Origin of the sequence: Streptomyces griseus (genome assembly GCF_001715295.1) — a bacterium.
Classification (GTDB): Bacteria; Actinomycetota; Actinomycetes; order Streptomycetales; family Streptomycetaceae; genus Streptomyces; species Streptomyces griseus_G.
The window spans coordinates 1,255,951-1,279,197 of the sequence record NZ_MDKB01000001.1; the positions used below are offsets into that span (position 1 = coordinate 1,255,951).

A 23,247-nucleotide genomic window follows, 5' to 3' on the forward strand; every position below is an offset into this window, starting at 1 on the left:
CGCGGTCGGGATCGTCAAGGGCAAGCCCTTCGAGCCGGACGAGCGGATGCGGAAGATCCTCACCGAGGCGGCCGCGGTCGGCAACGCGACCGCCCGCACGCTCGCCTGCCGCCCGCGCCCGGCCGAGGGGGCGCACTACTACGGAGCCTCGTCCCGGTGGGTCAACGGCCTGCTCGCGTCCGGCTACGACTTCATGACCCCGCCCGCGGACGTCACCGACCGCGGCGTCGAGCCTCGTCCGGTCAGCGGCGCCCGGAAGCTCAACCTGCGGTCCTGGTGGTGGTACCTGGCCGTCGGCATCAGCCCGACGTTCGCCACGCGGCTGACCGGCGTCGGCTCGCAGTACCTGTTCTCGTTCGCCGACCGGGAGGGCCGGACCCTCGACGGCGGTGGGTACTACCGGCTGGTGCTGCCGCCGGACATTCCCGCCGCCCGGTTCTGGTCGGTCACCGTCTACGACAACCAGACGCGGTCGATGCTCGACACCCCGCAACGGTTCCCACGGGCCGGCAGCCAGGCGTATCCCACCCCGGCTGCGGTTCCCGACGGGGACGGCACGACCACGGTGCACTTCGGGCCCGATCGGCCCGACGGTGTGCCGGACGGCAACTGGATCCGAACCACACCCGGCCGGGGGTGGTTCGTGGTCCTGCGGCTCTACAGCCCGCTGCAGCCGTTCTTCGACAAGACCTGGCGGCCGGGCGAGATCGAGTCGGTGGACTGACCTTGCGCGGTGATCCCAGGGCGTCACGGTCCGGACAGTCGAGGTGGTCATGGGCACGTCTTCGCTGGGGAGTTGGAACGACGGTGCCGCGAAGCGGGCGATCGTCGAGTTCGTGACGTCCGCGGCCGCGGAAGGGTCTCCGGGCTACGTTCCGCCGATGGACCGGGTCGCCGTGTTCGACAACGACGGCACCCTGTGGGTCGAGACCTGGGGCCTGCCGAGGGAGAACGTGATCGGCTCGGCCCCGGAGTTCGCCTACCGGGACGGCACACTGGTCCGCCAGGCGGTTCTGCACGGCCCTGTCGCGCTCGGGCCCGGAAAACCGGAGTACGTCCTCGCCCGCACCGGCCGATTGCCGCGCCTCGCGGCCGGCAACGACGACGTGGACGTCGAGATGCTGCGGTCCGCCCGGTTCGCCCTGCTCGTCGTGCATGACGACGCCGAGCGGGAGTACGCCTACACCGACGGCGCGGACAGGGCACGCGCCATGGCGGGAGAGGCCGGCTGGACCACGGTCAGCGTCAAGAACGACTGGAACACGGTTCTCACGGCACGACCCACTCAGGAGGAACCCAGTGCCTCATGTCAGTGACGCCCCCAGCCCCGGCACGCCGGCCGGGACCCTGAACTCGATCAGCATCCCGGACCGGTTGGAGACGGTCTTCGGAGCGATGGACTTCTTCGACGGCCTGCCCCTGCCCGGATCGGTCACCCGCAGCTACGACGCTCTGGACCTGCTGCGCGGGATCGAGGCGTTCCTCAACTGCGTACCCGGCGCCTCCATGGTGGCGATGCGGCGCGGACTGCGCAGCCTCGGCATCGACTCCCACACCATCGGCTACACGGCCCCGCGCTGCACCTCCGCACCGGTGCTGCTCACGGGCAACACGGAAACCACCTACGGGATGACCTTCCTGGCGCTCGACCAGGACGGGCCCACCGTGGTCGAGGCGCCGGGGAACTCACTGTGCATCGTCAACGACCTGTGGCAGCGCTACGTCACCGACATGGGCATCGCCGGGCCCGACAAGGGGGAAGGAGGCAAGTACCTCTTCCTGCCCCCGGGCCATGAGGGCGACGTTCCCGAAGGGTACTTCGTCGTGCGGCCGGCGACGTACGCCTCCTGGGTGCTGCTGCGGGCGCTGGGTGGCACGAAGGGCCTGCTCACGGCGCGGATCTACCCGCTCTCGGCCGCGGCGGACCCGCCCGAGCAGCACTTCCTCGACTGGGCGGAGTCGGACTTCAACACCGTTCACGCGAACGACTTCTCGTTCTTCGAGGAGATCGACACCCTCGTCCAGGGGGAGCCGCCCGGGGCGCTGGATCCCGAGCGGGCCGGTCAGCTCGCCGCGATCGGCATCGTGCCGGGCAAGCCGTTCCGGCCGGACGACCGGATGCGCTCGATCCTCGACACCGCCGCGAGGATCGCGTCGGGCATCGTGCGGACGCTGGCCTTCAAGCCCCGTGACCGGAGCTTCTACTACTACCCCGACAGATCATGGAAGACCCCCTTCCCCACGCGCAGTTACGAGTTCCTGTCGCAGGAGGGCGCACGCCAGCTGGACTCCCGGGCGGTGTTCTACTACTTCGCGGCCGCCGCCTCGCCGGCGATGGCGGCGGCGGCCGTCGGGGCCGGGTCGCAGTACGCCTACACGGCGGAGGACTCCGCGGGGGAGTGGCTCGACGGCGGCAGGAGTTACACGCTCACGCTGCCGCGAGACATTCCGGTGAAGAACTTCTGGGCCGTCAACGTCTACGACCCACAGACCCGGTCGCTGCTGCGCACGGACCAGCCCTACCCGAGCGTCAACAGCCTGTCGCACGACGTCCGGTCCGAGAGCAACGGCGACACGGTCATCCACTTCGGCCCGACCGCGCCGCAGGGCAAGGAGGGCAACTGGGTCCGGACCGTCCCCGGCAAGGGCTGGTTCACGCTCCTCCGCCTCTACGGCCCGCTCGAAAGCTGGTTCGACAAGAGCTGGCGGCCGGGCGAGATCGAACCGGCGTGAGGCAGGCGGCCGTGGGTGAGGCGATCGGTCAGATTCTGCCCTACGGCGTCGCCGTGGCGCTGAGCGCGTTCCCGATCATCGGGGTGGTGCTGATGCTCGCCACCCCCAGGGCGCGCTCCAACGGGCCCGCGCTGCTCCTCGGCTGGGCCCTCGGCCTGGCTCTGGTCGGAACGATCGTGCTGCTGGTCTCCGGCGGCGCCGGCCCGAGCGACCAGGGTCAGCCGGCCGACTGGGTCAGCGCGCTCGACCTGGCGCTCGGCGTGCTGCTGCTGTGGGTGGCGGTGAAGGAGTGGCGCGGCCGGCCGCGCGGCGACGAGGAGGTGACGTTGCCGAAGTGGATGAAGACGGTCGACTCGTTCACTCCGGTCAAGGCGCTGGCACTGGGGATGGCACTGTCCTCGGTCAACCCGAAGAACCTGCTGCTCTCGATCGCTGCGGCGTCGACGATCGCACGCACGGACACCTCCGCCGGTGCACAGGCCGTGGCACTGGGCGTCTACGTGGTGCTCGGGGCGCTCGGGCCCGGAACACCGGTCGTGCTCTACTTCGCCCTCAAGGAGCGCTCGAAACACGTCCTCGACGGTCTCAAGCTCTGGATGGAGCGGAACAACACGGCGATCATGGCCGTGATCTGCCTGCTCTTCGCCGCGAAGCTGGTGGGCGACGCCGTCAGTGATCTCTCCTCGTGAAGGCGGACATGCACGGGCTGTTCCCCTCACTGCGCGGGTACCGGCGGCGGTGGCTGGGCCGGGACGCGCTGGCGGGGATGACCGTGTGGGCGGTGCTCGTGCCCGAGGCACTCGCCTACGCGACGATCGCCGGGGTCTCACCGGTGGTCGGCCTCTACGCCGCCCCCGCGGCTCTGCTCCTCTACGCCGCCCTCGGCAGTTCCAGGCATCTGGTCGTCGGGCCGATGGCGGCGACGGCGGCACTGTCGGCGGCGGTCGTCGGAGGCGTCGCGGGCGGTTCGAGCGCCCACTTCACCGCGATGACGGCGGCGCTGGCCCTCACGGTGGGCCTGGCGGCGCTTCTCGCCGGACTGCTGCGCCTCGGTTTCCTCGCCGACTTCATCTCCGAGCCCGTGCTGAAGGGCTTCATCGTCGGCCTGGCACTGACGATCATCGCGGGCCAGTTGCCGAAGCTCTTCGGTGTCGAAGGCGGGTCCGGGAACTTCTTCGAGAAGATCTGGGCCCTGATCACCCACCTCGGAGGAACCAGCGGCCTCACCGTCCTGGTCGGTCTCGGGAGCCTCGTACTGATCCTCGTCCTCAAGCGGGTCGCCCCCCGGACGCCCGCCTCCCTCATCGCGGTGGCGGTGGGAACCGCGGTGGCTGCGGCCTTCGGCCTGGCGGGTCACGGTGTCCAGGTCGTCGGCAGCGTCGAGGCCGGCCTGCCCTCGTTCGGCTTCCCCGACGTCTCGGTCGGCGAACTCGGCGACCTCGCCGCCGGGAGTGTCGGCGTGCTGCTCGTCGCCTTCGCCGAGGGACTCGGGGCGGCGAGGAACTACGCCTCCCGCGGCCGGTACGAGATCGACGCCGACAGGGAACTCATCGGGCTCGGGGCCGCCGGGCTGGGCGCCGGCCTGTCCAGCGGCATGGTCGTCAACGGCAGCCTGTCCAAGACCGCCGTCAACTGGTCGGCGGGCGCGCGCACCCAGCTCTCGGGCGTCTTCGCGGCCGTCCTGACCGTCGTCACGCTGCTCTTCCTCACCGGCCTCTTCGAGAAGCTCCCGGAGGCCGTCCTCGCGGGGGTGGTGATCGCGGCCGTGGTCGAGCTGGTCGACGTCCCCTCGCTGGTCTCTCTCCACCGCGTCTTCACCCGCAGGCTCGGCCAGGCCTACGGTGTCGCCGCGCGGCCCGATTTCCTCGCCGCGATCGCGGCGATGCTCGGGGTGATGGCGTTCGACACGCTGCCCGGCCTGTTCATCGGTATCGGGGTCTCCCTGCTTCTGCTGCTCTACCGCTCCTCGCGCCCGCACATCAGCGAGCTGGGCCGCATGCCCGGGGACGGTCATTTCGCCGCGCTCGACAGGCACCCCGGACTCCGCGGGATCCCGGGTGTGGCCGTCCTGCGCGTCGAGGCCGGCATCTACTTCGCCAACGCCGAGCGCATCCGGTCCGAGGTGCGCAGAGCCGCCGCGCGGGAGGGGGTGACGGCGGTCGTGATCGACGCCGAGACGGTCCCCTTCATCGACGTCAGCGCGGTGCACATGCTCGACGACCTGGCCGGGGAACTCGAGACCCTGGGAGTCCGGCTCCTGCTCGCCCGCGACACGGGCCAGGTGCGGGATGTGTTGCGTACGGCCGAAGCCCGGGCGGAGTTGCGGCGCGTGTATCCCACCGTCCGGGCGGCTGTCGACGCGGCCGGAACCCGCACATGACCCCAGCGGGCGGCTCCGGCCCACCCGCGTTCCGCTCGGATCACCTCGTGCGCACCTCCCCGCGAACCTCTCCGGGCGCCCCGGCCCGACTGCCTGCGCCACGCGGTCCCCGGTCGCGTGAGGCTCTCGACGCCGTCACTCCGCACCTGTCTGCCGGCGTCCTCCGGCCGTGCCCCTGTGCCCACCTGACTCGCGCTCACCCCGCAGAAGGCCCAGGGGTGGTGAAGCCGTGGTCAGCCGGTGGTGAGGCGACCACCACCCCCTCACGTGCCCCGGGCGGGCCGCCGTCGAGAGGCCGATCAGTCCGGCCGTCCACCCTCTGACGTGCCGTCCAGCCCCGGCGGGGCAGACGCCGACCGGCCGGCTCTCCCCGTACAACCCCCGCTACGTCAGGCCCCGTCGGGCCGGGATTCGCGAGCGGAACCGTTCCGCACGGCTGTTACACAACGATCATTGAGTGCGCCCGAACGGCCCCTGAATACTTCGGAGCCCGGGGTCGTACGCGTATCCGAACGCGTCCCCGTGCGGGCCGGGCCCTCGCCCGCCCGATCCACTCCTGAGCAGGGACAATCTTGCGTAGACGATCAAAGAAGGCGTACGCCGTCGCCGCTGCGGCCGCCGTCGCCCTGACCGCGGGCATGACCGGCCCGGTGTCGGCGAAGACCGGCGCCCCGGACACGGCATCCCCTGGCACCGCCAAGGATCGGGGGGCGGACGGCAGGACCGTGCACACCGTCACCCTGATCACCGGCGACCGGGTCCACGTGGACTCCCGTGGCCGGGTCGGTGGCATCGCGCGGGCGAAGGGCCGGGAGGACATCCCCTTCTTCACCGAGACGTACGAAGGCCGCACCTACGTGGTGCCGCGCGACGCCCGGCGGCTGATCGCCGACGGCACACTCGACCGGCGCCTGTTCGACATCACCGGACTCAGCCGGCCGGACAGCCGCAAGGCCAACCGGGCCGGGCTGAAGGTGATCGTCGGTTACCGGGGCCCGGCGGCCGAGGCCGCCCGCGCCGAGGTGCGGTCCTCCGACGGCACCACCGTCCGCCGGACCCTGTCGGCCCTCGACGCCGACGCCGTCACCAGCGCCGGTGTCACCGACAGCACGGGCTCCCTGTGGGACGCCCTGACCCGGCGGAAGGGCGACGGTTCGGCGGCCACGACCACCGGTGTCGCGCGTATCTGGCTGGACGGCGTACGGAAGGCGACGCTCGACCGCAGCACCGGCCGGATCGGCGCCCCGGCGGCCTGGGCCCGCTCGTTCGACGGCAAGGGCGTGAAGATCGCCGTCGTCGACACCGGAATCGACGCCACCCACCCGGACCTGACGGGCCGGGTGGTGGCGGAGCGGAACTTCAGTGCCTCTCCCGACGCCCGCGACCGAGTCGGACACGGCACGCACGTGGCCTCGGTCGCGGCCGGGGCGGGGACCAAGGACACCCGGTTCAGGGGTGTGGCACCCGGGGCCGAGCTGATCAACGCCAAGGTGCTGGACGACCACGGCTCCGGTGACGACTCCAGCGTCCTCGCGGGCGTCGACTGGGCCGTCGCCCAGGGTGCCGATGTCATCAACATGAGCCTGGGCGGCCCCGACACCCTGGGGACCGACCCCCTTGAAGCGCAGGTCGACAAGGTCTCCGCCGAGAAGGGCGTCCTGTTCGCGATAGCCGCGGGCAACAGCGGGCCGGGGCGGGGAACGGTCGCGTCCCCGGGCAGCGCCGACGCGGCCCTGACGGTCGGCGCCGTCGACGACGACGACCGGATGGCCGACTTCTCCGGCGTCGGGCCCCGCACCGGGGACGGTGCCGTCAAGCCCGACATGACCGCGCCGGGCGTGGACATCACGGCGGCCGCGGCGGCCGGTACCGGGGCACAGAATCCTCCCGGGTACGTCAGCCTGAGCGGTACGTCGATGGCGACCCCGCACGTCGCGGGCGCCGCGGCGATCCTCAAGCAGAAGAACCCCACCTGGAACGGCGCACAGATCAAGGCCGTCCTCATGGGCTCGGCCGTCGGCGGTTCCCACTCGGTCTTCCAGCAGGGCTCGGGCCGGCTCGCCGTCGACAAGGCGATCGACCAGACACTCGTCTCCGAGCCGGGCTCGCTCAGCCTGGGCACCCAGCAGTGGCCCCACACCGACGACACACCCGTCACCGAGCCGGTGACGTACCGGAACAACGGCACCGCCGACGTGACGCTGGACCTGTCACTGGCCGAGCCCACCGGCGGCGACGGGCAGCCCGCCCCGCCCGGGTTCTTCACCCTCGGAGCACAGCGGATCACGGTCCCCGCCGGCGGCGAGGCCTCGGTGGACCTGACGGCCGACACCCGGCTCGGCGGGACGGTCGACGGCGCGTACTCCGCCACGGTCGTCGCCTCCGGGGGCGGCCGGAGCGTGCGCACCGCGGCAGCGGTGGATCGTGAGAGCGAGTCGTACGACGTCACCTTCACGACCATCGGACGCGACGGTGCGGCCAGCACCGCCTGGCAGGCCGACCTGAAGGGCTACCGCGACTCCGCCGCGAACCAGCGGTTCTTCCCCGATCTGTCCTCGGGCTCCACCACGGTACGGCTGCCGCGCGGCACGTACAGCCTCGCCGCCGACATGCTGGTCGACCCCGCGGCCCCGCGCAAGGGCGCCGATCTGATCAGCAACCCGCAGCTCACGGTGACCGGCCCCACCACGGTCACCCTCGATGCCCGCACCACGCGGCCCGTGTCCGTCAAGGTGCCGGACGCGAACGCACGCTTCACGCGTGCCGGGATGATGTACACCCTGAACACGCCCGAAACCTTCCTCATCCAGGGGGGCGAGTTCAGCAGCTTCGACAACCTGCGCACCGCGTACCAGGGCCCCACGATGGACGAGGGCTCCCTCACCCAGCAGTGGTCCGCGAACTGGGAGCGGGACACCACCGAGTACAACGTCCTCACCGGCGGCCCGGTCCGGCAACTCGCCACCGGCTACAGCAAGTCGTACTCGTCCCAGGACATGGCGCTGGTCAAGGCACGGATCGGGTCGTCCGTACCCGGCCTCGACGGCGCGCTCGCGGCGCACGGCATCCTGGACTACGGCGGCGGGGTCGAGGCCCTCTACTCCGTCCAGGCGGCACCGGGAACCCGCAACGTCTACGTGTCCACGGCCGAAGGCGCCGCCTGGAACATCGTCGCGGGCGTCCTGGGCGAGGCGGACGCGGGTGGCTACCGCGGCTTCGACTCGGCGTACGACCTCGGCGAGCCGCGGCGGTTCACGGCGGGGGCGACGTACACCGAGAACTTCAACGTCGGTGTCCTGGGCCCGCGGATGAACGCGAACGAAGGACTCGTGCGCGACGGCGACACGATCTACGGGGCGTTTCCGCTGGTCGGTGACGGGGCGGGTCATGCCGGGTTCGTCCAGTACTCGAGTGCGAGCACCACGATCCACCGCAACGGCGAGCTGTACAGCCGGAAGGGGGCCGCCATCGATCAGGAGCAGTTCACGCTGCCGCCGGAAGCCGCCACGTACAAGGTGGCGACCACGATCCACCGGAACACCGCGCTCAACCGCGCCGGTACCCGGATCGACGCCACGTGGACCTTCGACTCGGCGCACACGGACAGCGCGACCGGACTCCCGGTCTCCACGGTCCGCTTCCTGCCGAAGCTCGCGTGGGACTCCACCGCCCCGGCGGGAGACGTCCAGACCTTCCCCGTCACGGTGCAGGGCGCGGCGGCCGGCGCCGAGCTGAAGACGCTTCGGGTCCTCGTGTCGTACGACGGCGCGAACTGGCTGTCCGTCCCGGTCGTGGCGGGCAGGATCACGGTACGGACCCCGGAGAAGGGCAAGGCGATCTCCCTGCAGGCCGTGGTCACCGACACGAGTGACAACCGGTCGACGGTCACGATCCACAACGCCTTCTTCGGCAGGTGAGGCGACACCGGTCCTGAAGCCGCGGGGACGCGCGACCGGACGACAGGCCGGCGTGCGGGACACAATCCCCGGACGACGTGACGAGAGCGGCCCGCCGGAAACGAGGCTTCCGGCGGGCCGCCGCATTCCCCTCCGGGACGACCGGAGCCCGGTCCGGTCGGCACGGCCCTTCGCACGCCGTCCGGAACGGATCACCGGGCCGGTACCGGAACCGGGCGAACAGGGCACTCGGCCGGCGGGAGGCGTCCCTCCTGCCCGACCAGGGTGACGGACACCGCCCCTTTCGTGTGCGCCGCGTAGGCGGCCGTGCAGACGAGCTGGTCGCGGGCGGGAGCCGACAGCCGTGCCACCCGCGCGCGCAGCACGACCTCGACGGTCAGGTCGCCTTCGTCGATCCGGTCCGCGACGGACGCACCGGGCAGCGAGGGAGCACTGCGCAACCCGGCCCGCCGTTCGGACGTGTCCGGACCGGCGAGAAGGGCGGTGACGGCTGCCAGCGTCGAGAGGGGCCCACTCATCCCCCCGTCCCCCGGGGGCGGACCACCGAGGCCGTTCCCTCCGGGTGTCCCGTCAGCCGGGGCCGACGGGTCGTCCGGCATCGAGGAAGCCGGGACGCCGCCCCGCCACGCCGCATCGACGTTCCGCGGCACGGGCAGCAGTTCGCCGTCCGGGGAGAAGAAGAACAACAGCACACGTCCCTCGCGCGGGGGAAGCAGATCGGCGACAGCCGGTCTGCCGGCCTCCACCACGGCCGTCTCCTGGATACCGCATCCCGCGAGCGGACCCACACCGAGCACCAGCAGCAGGGCCGCGCACCGGGCCGTCCGGGGCAGACCGCGCGACACCGGCTTCCTCACGACGTGGCCTCCGTCCGGTCGCCCCCACGCGCGGACCCCGGACCGTCCGGAGCGCCGCACCAGGACGCGGGCCCCTCGAAGGGCAGCTCGACGGTGAACAGCGCGCCACCCCCGGGGGCGTTCTCCGCACGGATCGTGCCGCCGTGCAGGTGGACGTTCTCCGCGGTGATCGCGAGCCCGAGTCCACTGCCCGATGAGCGGGACCGAGCGGCGTCCGCCTTGTAGAAGCGGTCGAAGAGGTGCGGCAGCGCCTCCGCCGCGATCCCGGGGCCACTGTCGCGTACCTCGGTGATCAGCACACCCTCCCGTGCCGACAGCCGGACCGTGACCGGCTCGCCACCGTGGCGAAGGGCGTTGCCGACCAGGTTGGCCACGACGACGTCGAAGCGGCGCGGATCGAGGCGGATCCGCAAGCCGCCGGGCAGCTCCGCGCGGACCCGGCCCAGCCACTGCCTGCCGGACAGGGTGCTGCGCACAGCCTCGGCGGCGTCCACCTCATCGGCGACGAGTTCGGCCGCGCGGGCGTCGAAGCGGGAGATCTCCATCAGATCCTCCACCAGCACGGCCAGTCTGCCGGTCTCGAGGCTGATCAGCCGCACCGCGCGGGCGGTCTCCGGGTCGAGTGTCCCGGCGTCCTCGTCCACCACGTCCGTCACCGCGAGCATTCCCGCGAGCGGGGTGCGCAACTCGTGCGAGACGTCGGAGGCGAAGCGCCGGGCCCGCACCCCCGCGTCCCGCAACTCCTGCACCGAGCGCTCCAGTCGGGCCGCCGAGTCATTGAACGTCCGGGCCAGGTCGGCCATTTCGTCCCGGCCGTGCACGGGTATACGGGTGTCCAGCTGCCCGCCGCCCATCGACTGCGCGGCGCGCCGTAGAGCCCGGACCGGACGCAGTACGCTCCGCGCCGCGAGCAGCGCGGGCACCAGAGCCACGGCGAGCCCCGGCAGCGCGCCGTCGCGGGCAGCGGTCACCAGGGCGTCGATGTCCCCCTCCTCGTTCGTCATGGGCATCACCGCGAAGAGGACCAGACCGCTCGGCAGCGCGTCCCCGCCTGCGACGACCCGGGTCATCACCGGCATGGCGATCGTCAGGTACGCCTTTCCGTCCTTGACGACGCGTTCGAAGCTGCCGTGGGGCGAAGTGAGCGCCGTGCGACGCAGCTCCGCGGTCAGAACACCGGAGACGGGCCGGTCACCCGAGGAGGCGCGCAGGGAACCGTACTCGGCGAAGACGATCCACGGATGCGGTTTGGCGCGGGCCGCGATGGCGTAGAGGTCCCACCGCAGCGACTCCGGGTCCAGGGGCAGGCCGGGGACGAACTGCTCGACCTCCTCCCGGAAGGAGGCGACGGCTGTGTCCTGCGCACGCACCAGGAGCGCGCTGCGGGCCTCACGGTAGGTCAGTGCGGCGGTCGTGACGGCGCTGACCGCGGCCACCAGCAGGAACGCGATCACCAGCCGGGTGCGCAGCCCGAACGCGGCGGTCACCCCGGGCATCCTCACAGCGGGCCGAAGCGGTAGCCCGAACCCCGGACGGTCTGGATGTACCGAGGCTCGGGGGAGGGGTCTTCGATCTTGGTGCGTAAGCGGCGCACACAGGCGTCCACCAGCCGGACGTCGCAGTGGTACTTGTGCTCCCACACCTCCTCCAGGAGCCTCTGCCGACTGAAGACCTGTTCCGGCGCCGCCGACAGGTGCAGCAACAGCTTCAGTTCGGAGGGCGCGAGGGCGACGGAGTCACCCGACTTGAGGACGGTGTGAGCGGCGCGGTCGACGGCGAGTTCACCATGGTGCTCCAAGGCGGGTCCGGTGCCGGCCGGCCGTGCCGCGCGGCGCAGCACGGCACGTATGCGGGCCTCGATGACCCCCGTGCGGACGGGCTTGACGACGTAGTCGTCCGCCCCCGCCTCCAGGCCGAGCACGACGTCCGTGTCGTCACCGCGCGCGGTCAGCATGATGATCGGCAACTGGCTCGTCCCGCGCACCCGGTCACACACCTGGACTCCGCTCATGGCGGGCAGCATCAGGTCGAGCAGGAGGAGGTCGGGGCGAAAGCCGCCCAGTGCCTCCAGACCGGCCTCACCGGTCGCGATGGCGAGAACCTCGTGGCCGCGCCGCCGCAGCCCGAGCTCGACCCCCTCGCGCACGGAGGGGTCGTCTTCGATGAGGAGGACACGGGGCACGGCGGGTCTCCAGGAGCGTGGGGAACGGGGGAGTCGTAGGAGTTCGGCGACCGCGCGGCACGGTGGGAGCCGAAGGCCGGAGGCCCGCGTCGGCGATTCGTCTGCGCGTACGCGCCACCGCTCGACCGGTGACCCGCGTCAGCGTGTACGCCGCGGCCGGTCGGCGAGCCGGCCTTGTGTCGCGTCGGCCTCGGTCGGCCGAGCGGCGTGCGTGCCGACTGCCCGGATGCGAGGGCGACTCCCTCCCGGCCCTGTGACGGCCCGTCGGGTGCGGGGCCGACGAAAACGGGGGCGGGGACGGGGCATGTCGTACTCCAGGAGTGAGGCGGCGGCCCCCATGATCCCAGGCGTGGGTGAACTCCTGTCCCGGGGTGTGGACGGACGCCGCTCCCGGTCACCGCGTCCTCCGGGACGATGCCCGCCGCCGGGGCCACCCCGGGCACCGGCCGGCCCGACCTCCTGGGCGGCCCCCGAGGCACCCAGGCCGGAACAGACCGCGGGAGCCCGGGCGCACCGCGCCGCTCATCGTGGTGACGCGTCACACGGTGGCGCTCCTGCCCGGCATGTTCCAGCCGGTCCTCGCCGTAGGCCGGCACACGTACCCCTCCACTCGAAGACGCTCCGATGGCCCAGGTGCGGTGGTGGCCTGCGGTAGGTGAGGCACATGGTCGACAGGGCGGCCTCTTCCCGAGAACGGAGCGATCCCTTGCAGCGCACCGCACAGATCTCACCCCAGGCCATGGAGTCGATCTCGACCCCCGAGCGGGTCGAGACCCACCTCGGCACGCTCGAATTCCCGCTGGGCGTGCCCACCGAGGAGACCGCGAACCGGGTGTACGACCATGTGAGCCATGTGCGCGCGGTCAGCGCGTTCCTCGACGCCTACTCCGGCGTCAGCCTGTGGGCGGCCCGCCGGGGATTCCTCGAGGCAGGAATCCAGGACCACGACGTCCTGCTCTTCTCGGAGTTCATGGACTCCGCCTCGCTGGTGCTGACCGGAAACGCCGACACCGTCTACTTCCTGAGCTTCCTCGACCTGACCGAGGGTCCGCTGGTGGTGGAGGTGCCGCCCCTGGCACTCTGTTTCCTCAACGACATGTGGTTCCGCTGGGTCGCGGACCCCGGCATGGCCGGTCCGGACCGCGGAGCGGGCGGCACGTACCTCTTCGTGCCTCCCGGGTACGACGGCCCCGTTCCCGAGGGCGGGTTCTTCACGCTCCGGACCCGCACCACGCGGCTCATCCTGGGCGGCCGGGCGTTCCTGGAGGGCGACGACCCGAAGCCGGCGGTCGAGCGCATCAAGGAGGGACTGCGCATCTACCGCTATGTCCCCGGTTTCTACGGGACCAGCATCGGGGAGATCGTCACCGGTGGCACGGCCCCGCCGCTGCCCTGGACGGCGGAGACCTGGAGCGCCGCGTTGCGCAGGCCCGATCCGCCGCGCTTCGTCGAGGGCTCGGGGCTCCCGGTGAACACGGTCCCGCCCGGGGACGCGACCTACTTCGCCTTCGCGAGCGAGCTCGTGCACGATCAGCCCGCCGAGGCGCTCGACCCCGAGATCGCCGGAGCTCTGGCCGCGGTCGGGATCGTCAAGGGCAAGCCCTTCGAGCCGGACGAGCGGATGCGGAAGATCCTCACCGAGGCGGCCGCGGTCGGCAACGCGGCCGCCCGCACGCTCGCCTGCCGTCCGCATCCGGCCGAGGGGGCGCACTTCTACGGTGCCTCGTCCCGGTGGGTCAACGGCCTGCTCGTGTCCGGCCACGAGTTCCTGGCCCCGCCCGCCGACATCACCGACAAGGGCGCCGAGCCGCGCCCGAACGACGGCGCCCGGAAGCTCGATCTGCGGTCCTGGTGGTGGTACCTGGGCGTGGGCATCAGCCCGGCGTTCACGGCGCCGCTGACCGGCGTCGGCTCGCAGTACCTGTTCTCGTTCGCCGACCGGGAGGGCCGGACCCTCGACGGCGGTGGGTACTACCGGCTGGTGCTGCCGCCGGACATTCCCGCCGCCCGGTTCTGGTCGGTCACCGTCTACGACAACCAGACGCGGTCGATGCTCGACACCCCGCAACGGTTCCCACGGGCCGGCAGCCAGGCGTATCCCACCCCGGCTGCGGTTCCCGACGGGGACGGCACGACCACGGTGCACTTCGGGCCCGATCGGCCCGACGGTGTGCCGGACGGCAACTGGATCCGAACCACACCCGGCCGGGGGTGGTTCGTGGTCCTGCGGCTCTACAGCCCGCTGCAGCCGTTCTTCGACAAGACCTGGCGGCCGGGCGAGATCGAGTCGGTGGACTGACCTCACCCGACAGCGCTTCGGACGGTGAGGTGCATGGGCACGGCCTCGCCGGGGAGTCGGGACGACGGTGCCGCGAAGCGGGTACTCGTCGACCGGGTGACGTCCGCGACGACGGTGGAAGGCCCGCCGGGCTTCGTACCACCGATGAACGGGGTCGCCGTGTGCGACCACGACGCACCCCGGTGGGCCGACACGGCGGCACCGGAGCGGACGGTGCCCTCGTCGCCCGGCACGACGCCGCCCGGGAGAACGCCTGCACCGACTGTGCCGAGCGCGCACCCGCGACGGCGGAGCGGCCCGGCCGGACGACGGCCGGCGTGAAGAACGACTGGAAGAACCGTGCCCGACCCGTGCCCGAGGAACACCCCGCTGGCATCTCCGTAATCAGCGACCGCACACAGCGCGCACATCTCAATCAGCAGCCAGGGCGCCCCGGAGAGCCGGACGGCCACTCCTCGGAAGCCACTGAAGGCAAGAACCGATAAGCCACATCCGGCCCTCCCGGGCCACCCAACAACTTACGGAGGAACCCGATGACTCACGTGGGCGATGCCCCCAGCCCCGGCACGCCGGCCGGGACCCTGAACTCGATCAGCATTCCGGACCGGTTGGAGACGGTCTTCGGAGCGATGGACTTCTTCGACGGCCTGCCCCTGCCCGGATCGGTCACCCGTAGCTACGACGCTCTGGACCTGCTGCGCGGGATCGAGGCGTTCCTCAACTGCGTACCCGGCGCCTCCATGGTGGCGATGCGGCGCGGACTGCGCAGCCTCGGCATCGACTCCCACACCATCGGGTTCACGGCCCCGCGCTGCACCTCGGCACCGCTGATCCTCACCGCGAACACGGAGACGACGTACGGGATGGCCTTCCTGGCGCTCGACCAGGACGGCCCCACCGTCATCGAGTCACCGCCGAACTCGCTCTGTTTCGTCAACGACCTGTGGCAGCGCTACGTCACCGACATGGGCATCGCCGGGCCCGACAGGGGGGAAGGAGGTAAGTACCTCTTCCTGCCCCCGGGCCATGAGGGCGACGTTCCCGACGGGTACTTCGTCGTGCGGCCGGCGACGTACGCCTCCTGGGTGGTGATGCGTGCCCTGGAAGGCGAGGAGGGCTTGCTGCGGACGCGGATCCATCCGCTCTCGGCCGCGGCGGACCCACCCGAGCAGCGTTTCGTCGACTTCGCGGAGTCGGACTTCAACACGGTCCACGCGAACGACTTCTCGTTCTTCGAGGAGATCGACACCCTCGTCCAGGGGGAGCCGCCCGGGGCACTCGATCCCGAGCGGGCCGGTCAGCTCGCCGCGATCGGCATCGTGCCCGGCAAGCCGTTCCGGCCGGACGACCGGATGCGCTCGATCCTCGACACCGCCGCGAGGATCGCGTCGGGCATCGTGCGGACGCTGGCCTTCAAGCCCCGTGACCCGATCTTCTACCACTACCCCGACAGCGCGTGGAAGAATCCGTGGCCGTCGCGCAGCCACGAGTTCCTGTCGCAGGAGGGGGCCCGGTTGCTGGACGCCCGTGCGGTGTTCCACTACGTCGGGGCGGGTACCTCGCCGGCGATGGCGGCGGCGGCCGTCGGGGCCGGGTCGCAGTACGCCTACACGGCGGAGGACTCCGCGGGGGAGTGGCTCGACGGCGGCAGGAGTTACACGCTCACGCTGCCGCGAGACATTCCGGTGAAGAACTTCTGGGCCGTCAACGTCTACGACCCACAGACCCGGTCGCTGCTGCGCACGGACCAGCCCTACCCGAGCGTCAACAGCCTGTCGCACGACGTCCGGTCCGAGAGCAACGGCGACACGGTCATCCACTTCGGCCCGACCGCGCCGCAGGGCAAGGAGGGCAACTGGGTCCGGACCGTCCCCGGCAAGGGCTGGTTCACGCTCCTCCGCCTCTACGGCCCGCTCGAAAGCTGGTTCGACAAGAGCTGGCGGCCGGGCGAGATCGAACCGGCGTGAGGCAGGCGGCCGTGAAGGTGGTGACCGGTCGGCTTCGCCTCGAAGCCGGTGGGCGACGCCCCCGGTGATCTCGCCTCGTGAGGGCGGACATGCACGGGCTGTCCCCCTCACCGCGGGTGCTGATGGCGGCGATCGGGCCGGGACGCGCCGACGGGGAGGAGGAGCCGTGCCTGGCCGACCTGGGCATCAGCTACTCCTTCCGCCCGCCGGCCCGCGGCCCGCACGGCGAGACTCCGGTCCTCGGCACCGACAGGGCCGTCCACGTCATCGATCCGGACACCGGCCGGATCGAGACACACCTCCCCCGCACCTGACACGCAGCCCCGGCAGCGCGCTCGACCGGAAGCCTCAGCACCCTCTCCCTGAGCACGGGACAACGCGCCGGGAACCGGACCAGTGAGGCTTAGGAGCGGTTGTACCTGGAAACGACTACTCCCGAGCGATCGCCGTTTCGGCGGTCGGCCGGCACCGGGAGAGGTCTTACGTGGACGCGCCTTTATACCTGAGGCCCAGGGTGGAACCACCGCTCGCCGCACTGCTGTCGGACCGGAAATTCCTGCACTCGCTCGTCGACGCGCTGGGGTCGCCGCTCAACGTACTGCTCCCCGAGGCCGTGGCCGAGAACGTCGCCCGCTTCCGTGCCGTCTACCGCCGTCACCGCCTCACCGGGCGGGTGTACTTCGCGCACAAGGCGAACCGTTCCAGCGCCCTGCTGCGGCGGCTGGCGGCGGAGGACCCGGCCGTCGTCGGCGTCGACGTCGCCTCCGTGGCGGAGCTGAGGCACGCGTTGGGATGCGGGTTCACCGGAGACCGCATCATGGCCACCGGTCCCAAGGACTCCGCGTTCCTCTGGCTGGCGGCCCGCGTGGGTGCGACGGTCAACCTGGACTCGCCCGGGGAACTGGAACGGCTCTCCGGACTGGTGCGCGCGCACGGGCTCGGCCAAGTCGCCGTGCTGGTACGCCTGTCGGGGTTCGACCACGCCTCCGGTCACGGGGCAGCGGGCACCCGGCTGCTGTCCCGGCGGAGCCGTTTCGGCACGCCGCTGCGGGACACGGAGGCGCTGCTGGCGGCGCTCGAACGCCACACGGAGACAGTGGAGTTCCGCGGCGCGGCTTACCACCTCGACACCACCGGAGTCGAGGAGAAGGCGCGGGCGCTGGAGCAGTGCGTGCTGTTCATGGACGCATGCCGGGCACGGGGACTCTCGCCGCGCGCTCTCGACATCGGAGGCGGATTCGGCGTCGCCTACGTCGGCGAGGCGGAGGAGTGGGAACGGTGGACCACCGCGCTGACCGAGGCGGTGCTCGGTGTCCGCCCGCCGCTGACCTGGCGCGGTCACGGATACGGGTTGCGCAACGAGGGCGGCACGGTGCGCGGTGCCGCCGCGCTGTACCCCGCGTACCGTCCCACAGCCGGCCCCGGATACCTCGACGAGCTGCTCACCCAGCCCGCGCCGGTACTGGGCCGCCCGCCCTCCACCCTTCTGCTCGAGCACCTCCACGACCTGTACATCGAGCCCGGGCGTTCTCTCGTCGACCAGTGCGGACTGACGCTCGCGCGCGTGCTGGACGTACGGCCCGTGGACACGGAATCCGGGCACCACCTCGTGCACCTCGCCATGAACGCGGGCGACATGAGCCTGGAGGAGCACGGAGTACTGGTGGACCCCGTCCTGCTGCCACGGGGTGAAGCCGCGGCCGGTGACGGGCAGCCGGTCGGCGTCCACCTCACGGGCAACCTCTGCCTGGAAGGTGACCTCATCACTCGCCGTACGGTCTTCCTGCCCCGGCTGCCGCGGGCGGGGGACGTGCTGGCTTTCGTCAACACCGCCGGCTACGCGATGGACTTCCACGCCCACCACGCGCAGCGGCAGCCGGTCGCGCGGACGGTCGCGGTGGATCGGCGGGGCGCATCCTGGAACTGGTGCCCGGACGAGGACTACTGGCCGATCACACCCGTGGGGGGAACAGCCGGATGAGGTACGACAGCATCACCGAGGCCATAGGGAACACGCCTCTGGTGCGCATCGATCCCGCCGTGCACGGACTGCGCCACATCGACCTCTACGCCAAACTGGAAATGCTCAACCCCTTCGGGTCGGTCAAGGACCGGCCCGCGTGGCACATGGCCCGGCCGCACCTGGAGGCTGCCACCGACGGTGACGGGACGGTGGTGGAGCTTTCCAGTGGCAACACCGCCAAGGCGCTGGCCCTGCTGGCCGGTATCCACGGCGTGAGGTTCAAGAGCGTCACCAACCGCATGCGTGTGCCCGAGATCAAGGAACTCCTGCTGCTCATCGGCGCGGAGATCGAGGAACTTCCCGGGCGCAGCGAGTGCCTCGATCCGTCCGACACGGACGATCCGCTGACGCACTTCCACCGGGCCCTCTCCGACCCGGGAAGCACGTATCTGCACACCGATCAGTACTTCAACCCCCGCAACATCGACGCCCACGCGGAGGGCACCGGCCCCGAGATCGTGAAGGATCTGGACGGCCGGGCGCCGGACTGGTTCATCGCCTGCGTGGGTACGGCCGGTTCGTCGACCGGTGTCGCCAGGGTCCTGCGCGAGCACGATCCGCGCGTGCGGGTCCTCGGCCTGGTCGCCCACAAATCGGACTTCATCCCGGGTATCCGCACCATCGACGAGGTCCATCAGGTCGGCCTGTTCGACCCGGCGACGTACGACACCATCGAGTCGGTCACCTCGGACGAGGCCGTCGACGGGATGATCACTCTCATCCGCCGCTGCGGACTGCTGAGCGGACCGACCGGGGGTGCCGCCTACCAAGGAGCGGTCCGGCAACTGCGGTACGCCGACGACGAGCTGGACGGGACGGGGGAGCGCCGCACGGCGGTGTTCATCGTGTGCGACCGGGCCGAGAGCTATCTCAGCTATGTGCGTCAGCGGCGCCCGGAACTCCTGGGCCGCACGGCCCGAGGGCGGTCCGCGACGGCCGTCACCGACTCCGAGGCCCGTGCGGAGGCTCGCGTCATCGGGGTGGAAGAGGCCCGGCGCTGGTCTGCCGCGGGCGATCCTCGTCCCCTCGTCGTCGACCTGCGCAGCCCCCACGCCTATGCCGCCCTGCACATCGAGGGCTCGGTCAACATCGTGGACGAGATGTTCGAGGACCTGCTCCGTGGTGGGCTCCCCTTCAGCAAGCGCACTCCCGTACTGCTCGCCTGTCCCGTAGGCGAGAGATCGATGCGTCACGCTGCCGCACTGTCCCGGATGGGCCACCCGGACGTCCGGAGTCTGGCCGGTGGGATCGTCGCCTGGCGGGATGCCGGCGCACCGCTGGTGCGCGAATGAGCCCGGCCGGCCCGCTTCCTTCCCTCGAGCCCGGGAACCCGCTCTGGCAGCAGGAAGCGAGGGAACAGTTCCCCATCGTCACCGCGCACCCGGAACTGGCATACCTCGACAGCGCTGCCACGTCCCAGAAGCCACGTGCGGTGCTGGAGGCCGTGCAGACCTACCTCACGACGTCGAATGCCAACGCCGGCCGCGGCACCTACCCCTGGGCCAACCGGACGACGGAACTGGTGGAGTCGACCCGGGAACGTGTCAAGGAGTTCCTCCACGACCCCGAACCGGGCCGCTCCGGCGTCCACTTCACCAGTGGCACCACCGAGGGCCTGCGCACCGTCGCCCGTGACTGGCTCGTGCCGTACCTCGACGACGGGGACGAGATCCTCGTGCCGTACGCAGACCACCGGGCCAATCTCGACCCCTGGCTCGAGGCCGGTCGGCTTCTGGCCGAGCGCGGTGTCCAGGTGCGCGTGAAGCCGCTGCCCTACCAAGCAGGCTCCGGAGACTACGACCATCGGGCCTTGGCTCAGGCTGTGGGCCCGCGGACCCGCTTCGTGGCCGCCACCCACGTCCACCACGTCTACGGCGGTGACATGAACGTGCACCGTATCCGTGAGGCGGTCGGCCCGGACGTGGCTGTCTGCCTGGACGCGGCGCAGAGCGTCGGTCACCTCCCCGTCCGCCTCGACGATCCTTCCCTGGACGTGGACTTCGTCGTCTTCTCGGGTCACAAGGCGATGGCTCTGCCAGGCTCAGGGGTGATCTGGGCGCGCAATACGCGGGGGCCGGTGTTCCGGCCGGGGGGCTGGCAGGGTACGCCCAACACGGCGGGCATCGTCTCGCTGCGGGCCGCTCTCGACTGGCTCGACACGATCGGGCCGGAGCGCGTCGCGCACTGGACGACGATGCTCACCACCCGGTTGACGGATCGGCTCGCGCGCCTGGGGCCGTACGAGGTCATCGGCTGTCAGGCGAGCCTGTCCGCCGACTCCCCCCTCCCCCCGGAGCAGCGTCGACGCGGCATCGTCACCTTCCGGCACCGCGACATCCCCTCGGACGATCTCGGGTTCATCCTCTTCAGCCACGGATTCATGGTGCGAGCCGACAACCTGTGCCAGGCCGGCTCCGACGGCCGGGACGCTTCGGTGCGCGTGAGCCTGCACGTGTACAACACGGTGGAGGAGATCGACCGGCTGCTGGCCGTCCTCGCGTCGCTGGCGTGAAAGGCAATTGATAATCGTTACCATCTGTAGGTCCGTCGGTGCCCCCGCACGGACGGGAGACGGACGAGGTGACGCGAGCTATGGGTGTGAGCATGGCGACGGCCAGGGCCTGGGTCGAGCGCTGGGACCGCCAGCAGGAGCGGTACGCGGTGGACCGCGAGGAGCGGTTCACCGTGATCGGCGATGTCGTCGAACACGCCGTCGTCGGCCGTGCGGACCCCTTGCTGCTGGACCTCGGGTGCGGTCCCGGCTCCCTGGCCGCCAGGCTCGCCGACCGGTTCCCGCACGCCGAGATCGTGGCCGCCGACATGGACCCCCTGCTGCTGGAACTGGGACGCACCCACCACGCCGACGCCGCCCGCTACGTCGACACCGTCATCGGGGCGGACGGCTGGACCGGCGCCCTCCGGCTGGGCCGCCCCGTGGACGCCGCCGTCTCGACGACCGCGCTGCACTACCTGCCCGAGCCTGCGCTGCTGCGCACCTACCGCGCCCTCGCGTCCCTGCTGCGCCCCGGAGGTGTCCTGGTCAACGGGGACCACTTCCCGCCGGACGCGGCGGCCTGCTCGGAGCTCACCGCCCATGTGGGCCGTCGCAGGTCCGAACGCGCGGGCGGCCACGCGGGCGAGGACTGGCGGTCCTGGTGGGACGCTGCGGCCCGGGACCCCGAACTGACCGACCTGCTCGAAGAACGCCGACGGCGCCACGCCCTCCGTGCCGGCAGTGGCGACGAGCAGGTCGCGGTGGGCCGGCACACCGCACTGCTGCGTCGGGCCGGCTTCGCCCACGTCGCGCCGGTCTGGCAGTTCGGAGACAGCGCCGTCCTGGTGGCGGTCATGGGTGACACGGGCGGGCCATCCGCTCCCGCCGGAGCCTGAGATGTTCCATCTCGGTGTCTCAGGGTCCCGGCGAACGCCGTCCGCCCGGCGTTCGCCGATACCTCACGGGTGACAGGGCGAACACGGTCCGGCGGCGGACCGTGGGACGCCTGCGTCCCGATCTTCCCGGCGATCACCGCCACCGGAGTCCGGTCGAGGCCGATGCCGAGGGTGTCGATGGCTTGGCGGTGCAGGTGGAGTCGGACGTGGGCGTAGGTGCCGGATGTGACGCCGATGCACTGCGGGGCTTCTTCACCGAGCAGGCCACCACAGGGTGCAGCGTCCGGCGAGGGCGCTGACGTACTCGGACTCCCCGTTCCGGGGCCACCGCGAGCAAGGACGCGGGGACCGATCAGGCCAGCCGACCCACGGCACGCGCGTTCGCTCGTCGGTCTGCATGTGGCGCGGGCATGGTTGCGCTCCGGACCTTTGGCTCCGGTGTCGCGGGCGAGGAAGGGGATCTGCGCGCGCAACTGCCGTCTGATCGAGGACCAGGAGAGCCGGCTCGCGCCGAAGGGGCGCTGGTCGCTGCCGCGCCGGGCGAGTGCGCTGTTCGACGAACATCTGCGGCTCATCCAGGGCTTCGAGATCCCGATCGGGCGCATCGACGGCGTGTACAAGCTGGGCCAGATCAAGTCCCCGGCCGACAGGGCCTCCCAGGCGAAGGCCTTCCGGGAGCGCGGCACGGACAGCATGGACCGGCTCGCCGACTGCATCGAGCCACAACAACTGCCCCGGCAGGAGCCGGGCCGGTTCGGATCAGCCCGTGCAGGGGACAGGCTGACACGCCGTAGGGCGGGAGCACGACGGAGGCGCCGCCTCTTCGGAGGTGGCGCCTCCGTCGTCGTTCCTACTTCCGCGGGGCGACGCCCGCCAGGCCGTGGCGCAGCAGGGCGTAGGCGTGGTCGGCGTCGGCGACCGCCTCGGGGTGGACCTCGTCCGCGGACCGTCCCGCGACGATGCGCCGCCAGTTCACCGACGCCAGGATGCGCTCGGTGGCGATCACCTGGCCGGCCAGCAGGGCCGCGGTGATCTCGTGGTCCGAGTCCAGCGCACCGGCCAGGGTCTCGGCCAGCGCGTTCTCGGCCTGGGCCAGGTACTCGCTGACGCGCGCCACCAGGCTCGGCGTGGAGTACACGAGATGGTGAAAGGCCAGGACGTCCTCGTCGTCGTTGAGCCCCGTGATGGGGTCCCGGGCCGCCAGCCCGTCCAGGAAGTGCTGGTGCAGCGCGTCGATCGCGGACACCCCGGGCGGCCGCTCGGCCACGATGCTGCCGGCCACCGTCTGGTGGTCGGCGAAGCGGTGGACGACCAGGTCTTCCTTGGTGGGGAAGTACTTGAACAGCGTGGGTTTGGAGACCTCGGCGACCGCCGCGATGTCGACGACCGAGACCTGGTCGAACCCGTGCTCCAGGAAGAGCGAGATCGCCGTGTCGGAGATCGTCTCTCGCGTTCGCTGTTTCTTGCGCTCCCGCAAGCCCATCGGCGCGTTCACCAGG

At 71.4% G+C, this 23,247-nt stretch carries 17 protein-coding genes; 13 read left to right on the forward strand and 4 right to left on the reverse strand.

Going from position 1 to position 23,247, the window contains the following annotated elements:
• The 6 genes from BA175_RS31375 to BA175_RS05000 form a co-directional block, all read left to right on the forward strand.
• Positions 1-724: DUF1214 domain-containing protein (locus BA175_RS31375; RefSeq protein ID WP_217493211.1), on the forward strand; the 724-nt coding region annotated here is incomplete at its 5' end.
• 49 nt (positions 725-773) lie between these two features.
• Positions 774-1,316, forward strand: coding sequence for a hypothetical protein (locus BA175_RS04980; RefSeq protein WP_069169971.1), 543 nt, complete (start codon positions 774-776; stop codon positions 1,314-1,316).
• Positions 1,300-2,733 (forward strand): DUF1254 domain-containing protein, encoded by a 1,434-nt coding sequence (locus BA175_RS04985; RefSeq protein ID WP_175420740.1) that lies wholly within the window; start codon positions 1,300-1,302, stop codon positions 2,731-2,733. The genes BA175_RS04980 and BA175_RS04985 overlap by 17 nt, the downstream gene beginning before the upstream one ends.
• Positions 2,734-2,744: 11 nt before the next feature.
• Entirely contained in the window at positions 2,745-3,422 is a 678-nt protein-coding gene (locus tag BA175_RS04990) for a GAP family protein (protein WP_069170332.1), read from the forward strand.
• A gap of 8 nt (positions 3,423-3,430) precedes the next feature.
• The gene (locus BA175_RS04995; RefSeq protein WP_069170331.1) at positions 3,431-5,113 is read left to right on the forward strand and encodes a SulP family inorganic anion transporter; all 1,683 of its coding nucleotides are present in this window, start codon (positions 3,431-3,433) and stop codon (positions 5,111-5,113) included.
• Positions 5,114-5,685: 572 nt separating this feature from the next.
• Positions 5,686-9,030, forward strand: a complete 3,345-nt coding sequence (locus BA175_RS05000; protein WP_069169972.1) for a S8 family peptidase — start codon at positions 5,686-5,688, stop codon at positions 9,028-9,030.
• A 191-nt stretch (positions 9,031-9,221) separates the two neighbouring features.
• Here the strand turns inward: BA175_RS05000 and BA175_RS05005 are convergent, their stop codons facing one another.
• Genes BA175_RS05005 through BA175_RS05015 form a run of 3 tightly spaced genes read right to left on the reverse strand, consistent with a single transcriptional unit; the run spans position 9,222 to position 12,069 of the window.
• A complete protein-coding gene (locus BA175_RS05005) occupies positions 9,222-9,887 on the reverse strand; it encodes a hypothetical protein (RefSeq protein WP_069169973.1) in 666 nt (221 codons plus the stop codon).
• Positions 9,884-11,383, reverse strand: a complete 1,500-nt coding sequence (locus BA175_RS05010) for a sensor histidine kinase (RefSeq protein ID WP_107407510.1) — start codon at positions 11,381-11,383, stop codon at positions 9,884-9,886. The genes BA175_RS05005 and BA175_RS05010 overlap by 4 nt, the downstream gene beginning before the upstream one ends.
• A 2-nt stretch (positions 11,384-11,385) precedes the next feature.
• Entirely contained in the window at positions 11,386-12,069 is a 684-nt protein-coding gene (locus BA175_RS05015) for a response regulator transcription factor (RefSeq protein ID WP_069169975.1), read from the reverse strand.
• Between the two features lie 706 nt (positions 12,070-12,775).
• Between BA175_RS05015 and BA175_RS05020 the strand changes: the two genes are divergently transcribed.
• From BA175_RS05020 to BA175_RS05055, 7 genes are all read left to right on the forward strand, one after another.
• Positions 12,776-14,368 carry a DUF1254 domain-containing protein gene (locus BA175_RS05020; protein WP_254667807.1) on the forward strand — a complete coding sequence of 531 codons (1,593 nt, stop codon included), beginning with the start codon at positions 12,776-12,778 and terminating at the stop codon, positions 14,366-14,368.
• 533 nt (positions 14,369-14,901) lie between these two features.
• Positions 14,902-16,335, forward strand: a complete 1,434-nt coding sequence (locus tag BA175_RS05030; RefSeq protein WP_079159378.1) for a DUF1254 domain-containing protein — start codon at positions 14,902-14,904, stop codon at positions 16,333-16,335.
• Between the two features lie 89 nt (positions 16,336-16,424).
• A complete protein-coding gene (locus tag BA175_RS05035) occupies positions 16,425-16,649 on the forward strand; it encodes a hypothetical protein (protein WP_069169977.1) in 225 nt (74 codons plus the stop codon).
• A 170-nt stretch (positions 16,650-16,819) separates the two neighbouring features.
• Positions 16,820-18,316 (forward strand): Y4yA family PLP-dependent enzyme, encoded by a 1,497-nt coding sequence (locus BA175_RS05040; RefSeq protein WP_069169978.1) that lies wholly within the window; start codon positions 16,820-16,822, stop codon positions 18,314-18,316.
• The gene (locus tag BA175_RS05045) at positions 18,313-19,650 is read left to right on the forward strand and encodes a pyridoxal-phosphate dependent enzyme (protein ID WP_069169979.1); all 1,338 of its coding nucleotides are present in this window, start codon (positions 18,313-18,315) and stop codon (positions 19,648-19,650) included. The genes BA175_RS05040 and BA175_RS05045 overlap by 4 nt, the downstream gene beginning before the upstream one ends.
• Entirely contained in the window at positions 19,647-20,870 is a 1,224-nt protein-coding gene (locus BA175_RS05050) for an aminotransferase class V-fold PLP-dependent enzyme (RefSeq protein WP_069169980.1), read from the forward strand. The genes BA175_RS05045 and BA175_RS05050 overlap by 4 nt, the downstream gene beginning before the upstream one ends.
• 80 nt (positions 20,871-20,950) lie before the next feature.
• Complete coding sequence (locus BA175_RS05055) at positions 20,951-21,748, forward strand: class I SAM-dependent methyltransferase (protein WP_069169981.1); 798 nt, start codon at positions 20,951-20,953, stop codon at positions 21,746-21,748.
• A gap of 850 nt (positions 21,749-22,598) precedes the next feature.
• Here the strand turns inward: BA175_RS05055 and BA175_RS05060 are convergent.
• Complete coding sequence (locus tag BA175_RS05060; RefSeq protein WP_069169982.1) at positions 22,599-23,243, reverse strand: TetR family transcriptional regulator; 645 nt, start codon at positions 23,241-23,243, stop codon at positions 22,599-22,601.
• Positions 23,244-23,247 lie beyond the last annotated feature (4 nt).